Genomic DNA, 14,544 nt, shown 5'->3' with positions numbered 1-14,544 from the left:
CTGGCTTTCATATCGGGGATTTAGAATGTTGCGAGCGAGTTTTCACTCAGCGCATCAAATAGATGAATAGCATCCAAATCTAAGTAAAGTGTGAGTGTGTCCACATCCACTTCTGCGGCTTGAGTTTCCACCATCAAAGGCTGGCCCGCGATTTCAGTCTTCAATAGAATGCTGGCGCCTAGTAGCTCCTTGTCTTTAATTTTGACAGGGAATGGCAGTACGCGATCGTGATCGACCTGTTCTGCACGCAGATGGATATCCGTTGGACGAACACCAAAGTGCAAAGCTAAGTTCTTAGACGCATGCGCTTTAAAACGTTCTGGCAACGGAATACGAACCTCGCCCAATTCCACTTCCCAGTTGCCTTCCTCACCCACTAGCTTCGCATCCAGCATGTTCATTGATGGGTTACCAATAAACTGAGCCACAAATTTGTTTGCCGGGCGTTGGAACACTTCTGTTGGTGTACCGACCTGAGCCACATAACCATCTTTTAGAATCACGATGCGATCCGCCAATGTCATGGCTTCAATCTGATCATGTGTCACGTAAATGGTAGTGGTCTTCAGTTCACGGTGAAGGTGTTTGATCTCTTCACGCATGACGCCACGTAACTTGGCATCTAGGTTCGACAAAGGCTCATCAAACAGGAATACTTTTGGCGTACGTACCATTGCACGACCCATTGCCACGCGTTGACGTTGACCACCAGACAACTCTTTTGGCTTACGTTCTAATAACGCGTCAAGCTCAAGCATTTTCGCAGCTTTGCGTACTTCGACATCGATTTGATCTTTTGACATCCCTTTTAGCTTAAGGGCAAAAGCGATGTTCTCGTAAACCGTCATATGTGGGTACAGTGCATAACTTTGGAACACCATCGCAAGGTCACGGTCTTTGGCATCGACTTTGTTCATCAACTTGTCACCGACGTAAATCTCACCACCAGTGATGCTTTCCAACCCCGCAAGCATACGTAGTGTAGTCGACTTACCACAGCCCGAAGGACCGAGAAAAACCACAAACTCGCCATCTTGAACCGTAAAGTCGAAGTGTTTCACAACCTCAACATCATCGTAGGATTTCTTGATGTTTTTGAATTCGACTTTTGCCATTACTGGTTCTCCTCTGCTCGATCTAGCAGCATGTTGCGATAAGCAATTGCGCTCGCTTTTAAGGTGCGTTTTTGCGTTTGGTAATCCACGTGAACAATGCCAAAGCGCTGCTTATAACCATAAGCCCACTCAAAGTTATCCATTAGGCTCCAAGCGAAGTAACCATCGACCTTCACACCAGCCTTAATAGCAGCATCTAGCGCTTCTAGGTGCTGCTGGAAGTAACGCACACGTTGCTCATCATTCACTTCGCCGTCAATGCAATGGTCATCACCAGCCGCGCCGTTTTCAGTGATGTAAAGTGGTGGTAGGTTCGGGTAACGGTCATTCAAACGCAGGAGTAAATCCGTTAGCGCTTGTGGGTGAATTTCCCAACCAATGAATGTGTGCTCTTGCTCCGGTTGAGGTACTGTTTCAATATCGCCATGTTCGTTGTAGCGCACCACACAACGGGTGTAGAAGTTAATGCCAATAAAGTCCAAGTCAGTTTGAATAATATCGAGGTCACCTTCCAGAATCATAGGTAGGTTATGCGCCTGACGATCCAACACAATTTGAGGGTATTCCCCCTTCAGTACTGGGTCCATAAACCAATGGTAGCCTTCTGCATCACTGTATTCTGCCGCACCAATGTCTGCGTCACTGTATGGGTAAGCTGGCGTCGCATTGAAGACACAACCGTGCATCGCATTGGGTGCATTCTTACGCATGTGTGGAATCGCAAGACCATGGGCCAACATCAAGTGGTGCGCAGACAAGAAACCTTCACGTTCCCCCTTAAGACCCGGAGCATGTTCACCCCAGCGGTAACCTAAATAAGCAGAGCAGAACGGTTCGTTTAATGTTGCGTATGAATCTATCTTATCACCGAAGTAAGCACTAACTACCTTCGCGTATTCCTCAAACTTGTAAGCTGTTTCTCGGTTTAGCCAACCGCCTTTGTCTTCTAAGTATTGAGGTAGGTCCCAGTGGTATAGAGTCACGAAAACCTTCAAACCGCGAGCGTGGCACTCATCGATGATTTGCTCATAGAACTTCAAGCCTTCTTCATTCACCTTACCATCTTCAGGAATGATGCGAGGCCACGCCATCGATAGACGGTAAGCGCCCACACCCAAACCTTGGATCATCTCGATGTCTTGTTTCCACAAATGGAAGTGATCACATGCAACGTCGCCATTGTCTGCGTTATCAACTGCGCCTGGCTTATTGCAAAACGTGTCCCAAATCGAAGGTGTACGACCACCTAGCTGCGCACCGCCTTCAATCTGATAAGAAGAGGTTGCGACACCAAATAAGAACTCTGGGCTACGTAATTTTGAATCTTGTGGTAGTTGGAATTTATTCATTGTTATAAAACCTTTTATTTCGCTTAGCCCTTGACGGCACCAGAGGTCAAGCCGCTGATCATCTGTTTTGAGGCAAATAAGTAAGTAATCACTAACGGTAAAATGGAGATGGTGGTTCCGAGCATCACCGCTCCCCACGGCGTATTCGGAATGCCCTGCACACTTCGCAGTGCCTGCGTAATCACGTAGTTTTCTGGCGTTGTCAGAACCACAAGTGGCTGCATAAACATGTTCCAGAAGAAGACAAACTGCACGATTGCTAGGGTTGCGAGCGCCGGTTTCATCAGTGGCAATACCACGCTCCAGTAAGTACGGAATTCACCTGCGCCATCTAACTTCGCCGCTTCTAACAGCTCTTTAGGAATCGATGCCACGACGTGTTGGCGCATCAAGAAAATACCAAATGGTGTGGTCGTGAACGGCAACCAAACCGCTAAGTGGTTATCGAGTAAGCCAAGAAACTTCACGATCATGAAGTACGGGATCAAGCTCAATACAGGTGGAATCATCATCGAACCAACCAGCATGCCAAACAGCAGGTTTTTTCCCTTGAACTTGTACACCGCAAAGGCGTAACCACCCATGCTACAAAACAACAATGAAATCGTGGTACCTAGGAACGCGATGTATATAGAGTTAAACATCGCCTGCCAAAAAGGCATGATTTCCAGTAACTTGGCGTAGTTCACCGCGAGGCTGTCGCCAATCGCAAAGCTGATGCCTGTGCCGAAGATTTCAGTGCGGTCACGCGTCGATAGCAACGCCGACCAAATGAATGGGAATACAGTCATGATGGCAGACACCACCAACACAGTGCCGAGCATCACCATTAATATCTTGGTAAAGATCTCGATGCTGCGATCGCTTGGACGCCAACGCTGCGCCGCAGGTAAGGTAGTTGTAGTCATCTTATTGCTCCCCTAGACCTTTCTTACCGAAGAAGAAGAATTGAATCGCCGTACAGCCTGCAATCAAGGTAAACAGTAACCATGAAATCGCTGACGCAGTCCCCATCTCTAACCACTCCCAGCCCACTTTGTAGAGGTACATAGAGATGGTTAAACCAGACTGACCTGTACCACCCGTACCGCGCGTTAGGACGAAAGGTTCTTCGAACAGCTGCAAGTTACCGATGATGGTCATGGTGACCGCAAAGAAGATGAATGGACGAATCATTGGCAGCGAAATGCTCCAGAAACGACGCCATGCGTTTGCACCGTCCATGCGTGCCGCTTCTAGGATGTCTTTAGGAATCGTCATCAAGCCCGTGGTGTAAAGCACGATGTTGAAACCGGTGTATTTCCAGAACACCATGATGGCGATAGAAGGCTTCACCATAGTTGCATCATCTAACCAACGGATTGGTTGGAAATCGTTAACCCAAGAGAATGCCCAGCCGAACAGCGTGCTATCTGCCAACGCCATCAAGCTTTGGTTGATAATCCCTGAGTTTGGCGAATACATGTTGAAGAAGATGAGCGATGCAGCCACCGTTGAAGTGATGAACGGTAGGAAGTAAGCCGACGTTAACCAATGGCGGAAACGGTCACCCAAAGACACCAAAATGTACGCCACAGGTAGAGCAACCAAGTGCTGCGCCGCGCCCGATGTAATCGCTAGCCAGAGTGTGTTCTTTAATGAACGCCAAAGCCATGGGTCGGTCAGTGCAATGTGGTAATTCTCAAAACCCACATAATCCATCGCCCCCAAACCTTCAACAGGGTTCCACTCATGGAAGGAAAGAAAAATAGAAAACAGTAACGGGAAAATCCCAAACACGGAAAAAATAATCAAAAACGGCAGTAGGAATCCATACGGTGTAAGCGCTTTCAAATTTAGACGAGAAAAAATACTCTCACGCTCTGATGTTTCCATTACCTTGCTCGCTGCCTGATTCATAGTAACGACCTCTCATCAGGAGGGCGTGGTGCCCTCCTTGCTTACCAAATAGCAAATTGCTTACATGTTGCGAGTACGGCGCTTGATCATGCGCTCTGCATCTTTCAATGCCGTTTCAATGTCTTTGCCTTCATCCAACACTTCCATCAGTGCATTTTCTAAGATGATAGAGCGAGCAACGTGGTCGCCTTTCGCTGGTGCCACTGGTTTGATGTTTTGTGCCACTTCTGCAAACAGTAAGCGCGCCTGCTGACCACCTAAGAATTCAATTTTCTCTTCAAACATTGGGTCGTCGTAAGTTGTGGTGTTTGCAGGGAACGCTGCAATAGTGTCGAAGTGTTTAAGTTGAATCTCACGCTTAGTTGTCATGTATTCGATCAGCTTCCAAGCGTCATCTTGGTGCTTAGATTGCGTAGGAATCGATAGGAATGAGCCGCCCCAGCTTCCGTAAATACCATCAGGAAGGTTAGATACGCCCCAACTGCCTGCTGTTTCTGGCGCAATCCAGTTGTTTAGGTGACCAAGTAACCAAGCACCAGAAAGCTGTGTTGCAAATGTGCCGTTACGGAAGCCTTCATACCATTCGTTTGACCACGCAAGAATGCGACCGTCCAAGCCTTTATCACGGATCTCTTTTGCTACTTCAAAAGCGTGAACAAAGCGCTCTGACGTCACTACTGGGTTGCCGTCTTTATCAAAGTAAAGACCTTCCCCCTCGGGTACTGTGGTGAAGATGATCGCTTGCGCCACATCTGCTGCAGAGGCAATCAATTGAACATTCTGTTGTTTAAGTTTTTCACCTGCTGCAATGTAAGAATCCCAATCTTTGATTGCCTCATTGATATCAATACCCGCTTTTTCAAAAATGTCAGTGCGGTAATACATCACACCCGGACCAAGGTCGACAGGCATACCGTACACATCACCGTCTGCGCCTTTACCTTGCGCCCATGCATAAGGTGCGAAGCTCTCTGCATATTTATCAGCGCCGTATTTTTCAGACAGGTTAACCAAACCACCCGATGCCACAAATGGGCCTATTTTCTCTACATCAACAACAATCACATCACCCGCACCAGAGCCCGTTGCTAGGTTGGTTGTTAGCTTTGTATGGTGATCACCGTGGTTATTCATCAGGTAATCAACCTTAATCCCTGTTTCTTTCTCGAAATCCGGTAGCAGCACTTTCAAACTGCTGTCGAAATCTGGGAAGCCATCAAAGCGAATTTTGGATTCATCAGCTGCGTTTACCGTCGCAGCCACACCCAATGCAGCGGTCATCGCAAGCGTCAAAGTTTTCAGTTTCATGTTGTTGTCCTTAATTATCGTTTTATAGGGTATGCAGTTCCTTGACCGAACTTCTTGGCACTAAGGCCGGTGATAATTTGAAGTTCACATCTCGTTTGTTTTTATTGAGGATTTGAATCACGAGCTGGACAGCTTCAGCACTCATTTGCTCAATAGGGAAGTTAACTGTGGTAAGGGCTGGCGTGAGGTAGCGCGCAAACAAAATGTCATCAAATCCAACCAGAGATACTTGCTCAGGAACATCAACGCCATGGGCTTTAAGCACTTCATAAGCACCAAAGGCCATGTGATCATTACAAGCAAATACGGCAGTAAAATGACAATCGCGCTTCAACAACTTGCGCATTGCGCTTTCCCCAGACTCTTCGGTAAAACCGGCCTCTGAGACCAATGCTTCGTCATACTCAATTCCCGCTTCTTCAAGAGCCTTGCGGTAACCTTGTAGACGCCCCCGTGCATCGGACTTGTCCAGAGGGCCGGTGATACACGCTATGTTGCGATGCCCCATACGCAACAAGTATTCGGTCGCCAACTGGCCACCAAATTCGTTGTCGATCTCAATACAGCTTTGTGCCATTTCAGGGATGAAGCGGTTAACTAACACCACCGGCATACCCTTTTCTTTAAGATCGATTAAATAATCATCTGTTAGGTTTTGTGCGTGCAAAATCATGGCATCAACGCGTCGACCAAGCAGGAACTCCACCGATTCACGCTGACTTTGTTCTGAGTTAGAACCCGCTGTAACAATCACGTGGTAGCCAAAACGACGAAGACGCTCTTCCATGCTGTGTAAGATGCCAGAGTAAAATGGACCACCAAGCTCCGGCACTATGATGCCAATGCTGCCCGTACGGCTTGATGCCAATGCCTGCGCAATAGAATTAGGACGATAGCCAAGTGTTTGAATCGCTTTTTCGACTTTCAGCTTTTTATCATGACTCACTCGGCTGGTGCCGTTGATCACACGAGAAACCGTAGCCTGAGAAACACCAGCGTATTCAGATACATCTTTAATCGTCGCCACAAGAAACCTCTTCCACTTGAACCTCAAGATTCAATCTTGCTTCGAGATAAGCTCCTCGAAACCGCTTTCATGGCAGTTAGTATTTCGGATTCACTGAGGTGTTATCGTGAGAGAAATCACACCGAAATCCCTTTAAATTCGGGCAATGTTTGAAAGAATGAGGCGCGTGGCAGTTTGCTTTCATTTCATGAAACCGTTTCATGAAATGGTTATTTCACGCTCAAATGAAACCAAGCAAAGGCATTGATTTCACAACTCTTTAATATTGACTCTTGAATCAAAAACGGCGAGTAAGAAAAAAAAAGAGCCGCAAATGCGGCTCAAAATAGGGTTAAGAATGGACAGTTTGGCACTCAACTGGCTGCAATGAGCGCCATGACAAAATAGAGAGAGTTAAGAGTGTAGTTTGAGATGGCTTACCACCAAGCTTCCCACATCGCACCTAGGCTAACCGTATCTTGCTTAGGATCGTTGATGCCAGTCGCTTTGTTGTCCACCTCACCGACTGTTGCGTAGAAGCGCAGCATTGGTCGAGCACCAGCGCCCCAATCAAACGAGATGTTTTGTGATAGGGTGACTTTCCAACCTGTGTTGTCATCGTCAGCACGTGCGTAGTCGACCATCTGGTAGCCTGCTTCTAACCACGTAGAGTGTGCATCGTTCCAAAAGTACATCGGACGTACGATAGCACTGTAGTTGGTGCGCTCATCTTCCACCGCACTTGAAGCATCAACGGAATAATCGTGGTAAGCCAATAGGTATTCAATCGCGGCTTTTTCACCGAGATCGGCATTACCTTCGAAACTTGCATAAATCGTAGTGAGGTCTTCTGTTTTCCAGAATACGCCGTTATCGGCATTGTCTGAATAACGCAATACTAAACGGTTTGAACCACTATCGTGTGCACGAGAAATCACCGCACCCAATTGGTACGCGTCTATGTGCTCAGAGCTATCAATCGCTTCGGAATCAAAGCCGTAGTTTGCGTACAACTCTAGATCTGCAAAACCCATGTCGATACCATGCAATTTAGAAGTGAAAGCGTATGCGCCGCTGTCACCCGTTCCTGCACCACCCGTACATGAGATAGAAGGGTTTGAACCTGGATCGACAATTTCTGGGCTACAATTTTCTACCGCTGCAACCACACCGAAATCCAGCTTCACAGAGCCAAGCTCAAGGTTATTGATACCACCACCTTGACCATCATGCATCATCCAAAAGTAGTCATTGATGCCTTGTTGTGGACGTTGATGGAAATCACGACCCGCCCAAATGTAAGCATTCGGCTGGCTTTCGAAAACATTCGTTACCCCTGCGTAAGCCTTTTTCAGGTTTACTTCATCGCCCCAGTGATCGAACATCACAACCACATCCCAGATCGCACCGCTGTCATTCTTGAACGCTTTCGCTAACTGGAATTCACCGCCGTTGCCTTCGTTACCTAATCGACCAATTGCTGATGACCCATTAAATGAACCATCAACCATCACATATTTCTGGTCGCCAGCTTGATAATGTGCGCCGTAGCGAGCATAGCCGGAGAAGACAACACCATAAGGAATCTCAATATCCGGAGTCAGTACAGCCGGTTGTTGATCATCAACATAATTAGGATCGATGCGATTCTCCAGTTCTTGAATGCGTTTTTCCAGAGCTTCTACATCAGAATCGGCAGCAAAAGTAGAGAGAGAAGCAAGCGAAGCGGCCACTGCAAGCGCGAGAGGTAAAACCTTTAAGTTTTTCATGTGATTTCCCTAAGTTTTTAGTAGGTGTAATTATTTCAATAGGGATCTTAAGGAATGAAACGTTTGAAAAGCCGCTACAGCTTCACATGGCCATCGTGTTCAAAATGACATGAAACAACGCGTGAAACTCACAATATTTATTAGCGCGTAAAATCAGACAGTTAAAATAGTGCTTGTTAGATTTTACATTTTGAAATCGCTTTCATTTCACAGGATTGTTTAATTTCTATCACGTTAATTTGTGCAAAATAAGAGCAATCCACTCATGATGACATGAAACATTTCATAATCATGAAACATTTCATACTTCGTAAATTTCTTACAAATTCAACAAGTCACGTAAATAACAAACATGCTTCATATCACAATTAAGGGCTTTGCTATTCCATGTACTACTTAATTACGACCTAGAATAGGCATTAAGTAAGTCTAAAGTAGGGATACACAATGTCGAAATTGGCCGGAGCACGCCTAGAAGAAATGGCGGATATCCGATCGACAAGAAAAAAGAAGATAGTTTTTCTCTGTTCTAGCATCGCCACTGCATTTCTAACCTATGGCTCTGTCCTACACTACCTTGAAGGAAATTGGGGGCTCAGTTTACTCATTGGTTTATGTGCTTTGGCATGCTTAACCATCAGCTATCTGATCAAAGTCCGTGGTCACCACCAATACGCCGATCTTCTACTCACAGGCGTATTGATGTTTGATGGACTGTTGCTGCTGCTTTATAACGACGCCCCTTCAGGTCGACTGCTTTGGCTCTACCCGATAGTGGCCGCCATTATCTTGATCAACGAATTCAAAGTTGGTCTGCTGTTTAGCGTGACGTACTCCCTCATCATCTTTTTCGGTTTAACCTTTTTAGAGAGTGTACCCACCGCCAGTGACATGACCGAGCGCCGATTTATGTTTACGCTGGTGGCGATCTGCTTTGTTTGTCATACCTTTTCTTACTATTACTCTAAAGTCGTGAACTACATTCAAACCCTGTATCGCGAAGGCATCGAAGAACTGGCTTACCTTGACCAGTTAACAGGATTAGCCAACCGTTGGAGTTTTGAAACTTGGGCACGTGCCAAGTTAGAAGAGTTGGAACAAGTTGAGACCAAAAGTGTCACGGCTTTAGTCTTTTTAGATATCGATAACTTCAAGCACATTAACGACAACTACGGACACGATGTCGGCGACCGTGTGTTAAAACACTTTGCGACTCGCTTAAAAAACAACATTCGTAATAAAGACAGAAAAACGGACAAGCATGACTACTCGATTGCTCGCTTTGCTGGTGACGAGTTTGTCTTAATGCTTTACGACGTGCGCGGTAAGAAAGACCTAGACAATATTTTGGAGCGTATCGTCAACCTGTTCCAAAAAGGCTATCAAACGGACGACAACATCAATGAGTTAACCATGAGTGTGGGAGCGGCCATTTACGGCCAAGATGCAACAGATTTATCTGAACTGACTCGTTGCGCAGACAAAGCTATGTACGCTGCGAAGCACACTGGCAAAAACCAGTATGCATATTACGAGCATTGCTCACATGCAGAAGAGTTGCGTCATCAAAGACACTCGTTGGTTGGCGCAATGGGAAATGTGACTTCATTGCAGCGTGACGCCAGTTTATAAACCAAACCGCAGAGCCTAAGTTAGGCGTACATATACATGGCCCATAAGCCAACAAGTAAAAATGTGACAAGCCAGATCACTTGGCCGATTTTGCTTGGTTTATCATCTCGTGGGACAAGAACAGGCTTGAGCGCTCGCTCTTTCATTTTGCCGACAAGGCTTTTCTCAATCGCTCGCTTATAGAAAGCACGTCGTTTTTGAGCCGCGTTGGCCACCTTAGTAAAGCGGTGACGTTGCTCATTAGTAAAATCCGTTGCCTCATAGCGAGGAGGAAGATCGGTATGTTTAGGTTGTACTGCCATCTCATCCTCCTTGGTCGATGGGTGCACCTGTTTTAAGTATATACATAATTAACGCTTTATTGCCAAAAACCGTTGCATCTGAATAACATGCATAAAAAAAGCCACCCGCAGGTAGCTTCTATATAAATCAGTCTTCAATCACTTGTCAGAGATGGCGCTGTGCTTATAAGTACTCACATAGGTAAGCCGTTGCGTCTTTAACTTGAAGCTCAAATGATGAGTTACCTTCGACTTCAAAAAACTCACCGCTGTTGTAAGTCACCCAATCAACCTCTCCAGCTTTCTTTACGATCAGTGCACCTTTGACGACACTCATACGTTCAGGAGCTTGTGTACCAAACGTGTATTCACCTGGCAACATCACACCGACACTGACATCCTGTCCTTGTTGGCTAAAACCCAGTGACTTTACGCCACCAGCAAAATAACTGTTTTCCTTAATACTCATTCTTTGGTTTCCTTATCAAAAATCAGCTCTTTTTTACCCTGTTTCGGTTTACGACTCAAGTCTCTAAATTGACCTTTTTTGAGCTATCGAATACTCAATAACTGTGTTTCGGAATGTAAAAGTGGACATCAGATCATAGTTTAGGTGTCGCAAAGGCGAGATTGTTTGTTTTTGCAGCGTAAGCTTCTCACCATATTAAAAAAGGAAAACAAGCAGGGATCATGACGACCACACCGCGCCGAAAACGCCAGAAGAAACCAGAACCGCAACCTTCATTTTGGGCTCGTCATCAGTTCAGAATCATCAAAGGAGGATTTGTGACGTTTGGCTGCGCGCTGTTGAGCTTTCTCGGCTACCAACTTTACGCTTCTTATCTCGACTATATCGATCCAGATAAAGTGTATGGCGAATGGATTGAAATTGGTGCGCCGCCTTATCAGACCGAACAACTTTCCTTTACGCCCGACGGGGTCTTTCGCAACCATCGCCTCGTCGCTACCCAGTTTGAGTTCGATGGCAAAGTTGTCACCCTAAACACCGGACTAGGTAAAACAGCCTACCAATTGTCTGGTTCTCACCTCTCTCCCCAAATACGTCGCGTAGAACCAAAGCTACCTGACCAACGCTTTGTGCTTAAAGGATTCGAGCACACCGTACAAGGTTCAGAAATTGGTGCCGCGTCCAAACGCCGAGCCGCATTGAGCGAGCACTTCAATCGCAAGTAATCTTGTTATCGACCCCATCAATCATACGTATCTTTCCCCAGATTCAACAGGGCCGTTACTGGCAATTTCTAACGTAACTTGCTCTGTTACATAATAAAAATTTAATTTCACTCGCAAAATAACACCGCCAGACTGAGTAGATAATTAATTAAACGCATGCAAAATATTTATAAATTATTGGCTCAATATTGTATTTTCTATGCAAAACAATGTTTCTTGTAGTGAGATTTGTGTAACAGAGTCGAATCTTGATTTATTTTTTTTTGAAAAAAAAAAAGCTTCTGAAATGCTGAATGTGATGCTTTTGCACAGTGTGTGAATCGGTTGTCTTTTCTGTCGCAAGAGCAGCTTGTGTTCGTGAATGAACATAAAATCAAGGATTGAGAGAGAAGTTATGATTCGATTTAACCTATGTGCAGCTGGGGTTGCCCTGGCTCTTTCTGGCGCTGCAAATGCGGCTCCAACAGCACCAAGTATCGACATGTATGGTTCTAATAACCTGCAATTTTCTAAAATTGAACTGGCAATGGAAACCACATCTGGCTACAACGACATGGTTAAGTACCATGAGCTAGCTAAGATCAACGTGAAATTTAACCAGTGGAGTGGTACTTCTGGTGACACTTACAACATCTACTTTGATGGAGTTCAAGTCGCTACAGGCCCTATCACTGGTAGCCAAACTACTGCGTCGTTTGAATACGGCCAAGGTGGTTTGTACCAAATGGAAATCGAAGCGTGTGACGCAACAGGTTGTGCGAAAAGCGCACCAGTAGAGATTACGATTGCGGATACAGACGGTTCTCATTTACCGCCGCTAACTATGAACGTTGACCCGAACAACAAAACCTACAACACCGACCCAAGTGTTGTCATGGGTACTTACTTTGTTGAGTGGGGCATCTATGGCCGTGACTACACGGTTGATAATATGCCGGTCGACAACCTGACTCACATCCTTTACGGCTTCATCCCAATTTGTGGTCCAAATGAATCAGTGAAATCGGTTGGTGGCAATAGCTTCAACGCACTGCAAACCGCTTGTCGTGGTGTGAACGACTACGAAGTGGTTATCCATGACCCATGGGCGGCTTATCAAAAGAGTTTCGCGCAAGCTGGTCACGAATACAGCACGCCGATCAAGGGTAACTACGCGATGTTAATGGCATTGAAGCAACGTAACCCTGATCTAAAAATTATCCCATCGATCGGTGGTTGGACACTGTCTGACCCATTCTTCGATTTCGTTGACAAGACCAACCGTGACACGTTTGTCGCATCTGTGAAGAAATTCCTAAAAACATGGAAATTCTACGACGGTGTTGATATCGACTGGGAATTCCCTGGTGGTGGCGGTGCCGCAGCAGATAAAGGTGACCCAGTAAACGATGGCCCGGCTTACATCGCATTGATGCGTGAACTACGTGCAATGTTGGATGAGCTAGAAGCAGAAACAGGCCGTACTTACGAGCTAACGTCTGCAATCGGTGTAGGTTACGACAAAATTGAAGATGTTGATTACGCAGACGCTGTTCAGTACATGGACTACATCTTCGCAATGACTTACGACTTCTACGGCGGTTGGAACAACGTACCTGGTCACCAAACGGCACTTTACTGTGGTTCATTTATGCGCCCAGGTCAGTGTGACGGCAGCGGTGTAGATGAGAACGGTGAAGCGTACAAAGGTCCTGCATATACAGCCGACAACGGTATCCAACTTCTTCTAGCTCAAGGTGTTCCTGCGAACAAACTTGTACTAGGTACAGCAATGTATGGCCGTGGCTGGGAAGGCGTAACACCTGATACGCTAACCGATCCAAATGACCCAATGACAGGTACTGCAACAGGCAAACTGAAAGGCAGCACGACTCAAGGCGTCTGGGAAGATGGCGTGATTGACTACAAAGGCATTAAGTCATTCATGCTTGGTGCAAACAATACTGGTATCAACGGCTTTGAATACGGTTACGATGCACAAGCAGAAGCTCCATGGGTGTGGAACCGTTCAACAGGTGAGCTGATCACATTTGATGACCACCGCTCTATTCTTGCGAAAGGTAACTACGCGAAGTCGCTAGGTCTTGCAGGTCTGTTCTCTTGGGAAATTGACGCAGATAACGGCGACATCCTGAATGCAATGCACGAAGGTATGGCGGGTGGTGTCGTTGTTCCACCAAACCGTAAACCAACGGCAGCAGCAGGTGCGGACCAAGCAGTAACAGGCCCTGCAAGTGTTGTGCTTGATGGCAGCAACTCAACAGACTCTGATGGCACAATCGCAAGCTACGCTTGGGAGCAAGTATCAGGTACAGCAGTGGCTCTATCTGGCGCAAACACTGCGACAGCAAGCTTTGATGCAGCAGAAGTGACTGCAGAAGAACAGCTAACGTTCAAGCTAACCGTGACAGACAATGACGGCGCAAGCGCTTCTGATCTTGTTGTGGTAACGGTTAAGCCTGCTGGCGTGATTGATCCACCAAATACAGCACCTGTTGCGCAGGTCTCTGCACCTGCAAGTGCGAAAGCTGGTGACATGGTTGTAATTGACGCTTCCGCTTCTAGCGATGCTGACAACGACACACTCACGTTCGATTGGACGCTACCTCAAGGTCTAAACGCAACAGTTAACGGTGCGAAAGTGACGTTCACAGCAGCAGAATACCCGCAAAACACTAGCCTAAGCTTCACAGTAAGCGTAAGCGATGGCCAAGCAGCATCTTCAGCAAGTGCAACCGTTGTTGTATCTAAGCACAGCACAGGTGGTGGCACTTGTACTAACGCATGGGATGCAACAGCTGTTTACACTGGCGGTGACCAAGTGACTTACGCAGGTAAAACTTGGGAAGCGAAGTGGTGGACACAAGGACAAGATCCTAGTAAGTCTGGCGAATGGGGTGTTTGGAAAGAAGTGGGCCCAGCTAACTGTAACTAAACACAGCTAAAGTGTTGTGATTCAACACTAATCGCTCTGAATATTGTAATAAAAAG

Annotated in this window: 12 protein-coding genes; 3 read left to right on the top strand and 9 right to left on the bottom strand. The window is 46.3% G+C overall.

The genetic code is table 11. From position 1 onward, the window contains the following. Positions 1–20: 20 nt before the first annotated feature. The 7 genes from VJL_RS18470 to VJL_RS18440 form a co-directional block, all read right to left on the bottom strand. Entirely contained in the window at positions 21–1,115 is a 1,095-nt protein-coding gene (locus tag VJL_RS18470; protein WP_038880199.1) for an ABC transporter ATP-binding protein, read from the bottom strand. Next, positions 1,115–2,464, bottom strand: a complete 1,350-nt coding sequence (locus tag VJL_RS18465; RefSeq protein WP_038880196.1) for a GH1 family beta-glucosidase — start codon at positions 2,462–2,464, stop codon at positions 1,115–1,117. Before VJL_RS18465 ends, VJL_RS18470 begins: the two co-directional genes overlap by 1 nt. Positions 2,465–2,487: 23 nt before the next feature. Then, positions 2,488–3,372, bottom strand: a complete 885-nt coding sequence (locus tag VJL_RS18460; protein WP_038880193.1) for a carbohydrate ABC transporter permease — start codon at positions 3,370–3,372, stop codon at positions 2,488–2,490. A gap of 1 nt (position 3,373) precedes the next feature. After that, a complete protein-coding gene (locus VJL_RS18455; RefSeq protein WP_038880192.1) occupies positions 3,374–4,363 on the bottom strand; it encodes a carbohydrate ABC transporter permease in 990 nt (329 codons plus the stop codon). A 60-nt stretch (positions 4,364–4,423) separates the two neighbouring features. Beyond that, on the bottom strand, positions 4,424–5,671 hold the full coding sequence (locus VJL_RS18450) for an ABC transporter substrate-binding protein (protein ID WP_038880189.1): 1,248 nt from the start codon (positions 5,669–5,671) through the stop codon (positions 4,424–4,426). Between the two features lie 22 nt (positions 5,672–5,693). After that, positions 5,694–6,698, bottom strand: a complete 1,005-nt coding sequence (locus VJL_RS18445) for a LacI family DNA-binding transcriptional regulator (protein ID WP_038880186.1) — start codon at positions 6,696–6,698, stop codon at positions 5,694–5,696. Between the two features lie 416 nt (positions 6,699–7,114). Beyond that, complete coding sequence (locus tag VJL_RS18440) at positions 7,115–8,446, bottom strand: carbohydrate porin (protein ID WP_038880184.1); 1,332 nt, start codon at positions 8,444–8,446, stop codon at positions 7,115–7,117. A 447-nt stretch (positions 8,447–8,893) separates the two neighbouring features. On the opposite strand from VJL_RS18440, the gene VJL_RS18435 reads away from it, so the two are divergent. Then, entirely contained in the window at positions 8,894–10,078 is a 1,185-nt protein-coding gene (locus tag VJL_RS18435) for a GGDEF domain-containing protein (protein ID WP_038869777.1), read from the top strand. Between the two features lie 20 nt (positions 10,079–10,098). Here VJL_RS18435 and VJL_RS18430 read toward each other — a convergent pair whose 3' ends face one another. After that, positions 10,099–10,380: a hypothetical protein gene (locus VJL_RS18430; RefSeq protein WP_038880181.1), complete on the bottom strand. Its 282-nt coding sequence runs from the start codon at positions 10,378–10,380 to the stop codon at positions 10,099–10,101. Between the two features lie 163 nt (positions 10,381–10,543). Continuing rightward, positions 10,544–10,828 (bottom strand): pyrimidine/purine nucleoside phosphorylase, encoded by a 285-nt coding sequence (ppnP, locus tag VJL_RS18425; RefSeq protein WP_005448986.1) that lies wholly within the window; start codon positions 10,826–10,828, stop codon positions 10,544–10,546. 221 nt (positions 10,829–11,049) lie between these two features. Between ppnP and VJL_RS18420 the strand changes: the two genes are divergently transcribed. Both VJL_RS18420 and VJL_RS18415 read left to right on the top strand, forming a co-directional pair. Further along, positions 11,050–11,553: a DUF2850 domain-containing protein gene (locus VJL_RS18420; RefSeq protein ID WP_038880178.1), complete on the top strand. Its 504-nt coding sequence runs from the start codon at positions 11,050–11,052 to the stop codon at positions 11,551–11,553. 394 nt (positions 11,554–11,947) lie between these two features. Beyond that, complete coding sequence (locus VJL_RS18415; protein ID WP_038880175.1) at positions 11,948–14,488, top strand: glycosyl hydrolase family 18 protein; 2,541 nt, start codon at positions 11,948–11,950, stop codon at positions 14,486–14,488. The last annotated feature ends 56 nt before the right edge of the window (positions 14,489–14,544 follow it).

This window comes from Vibrio jasicida CAIM 1864 = LMG 25398, assembly GCF_000400365.1.
Lineage (GTDB): Bacteria > Pseudomonadota > Gammaproteobacteria > Enterobacterales > Vibrionaceae > Vibrio > Vibrio jasicida.
Note: the sequence above shows the minus strand (reverse complement) of the source record. Positions and strands in the feature narration are given on the sequence as shown.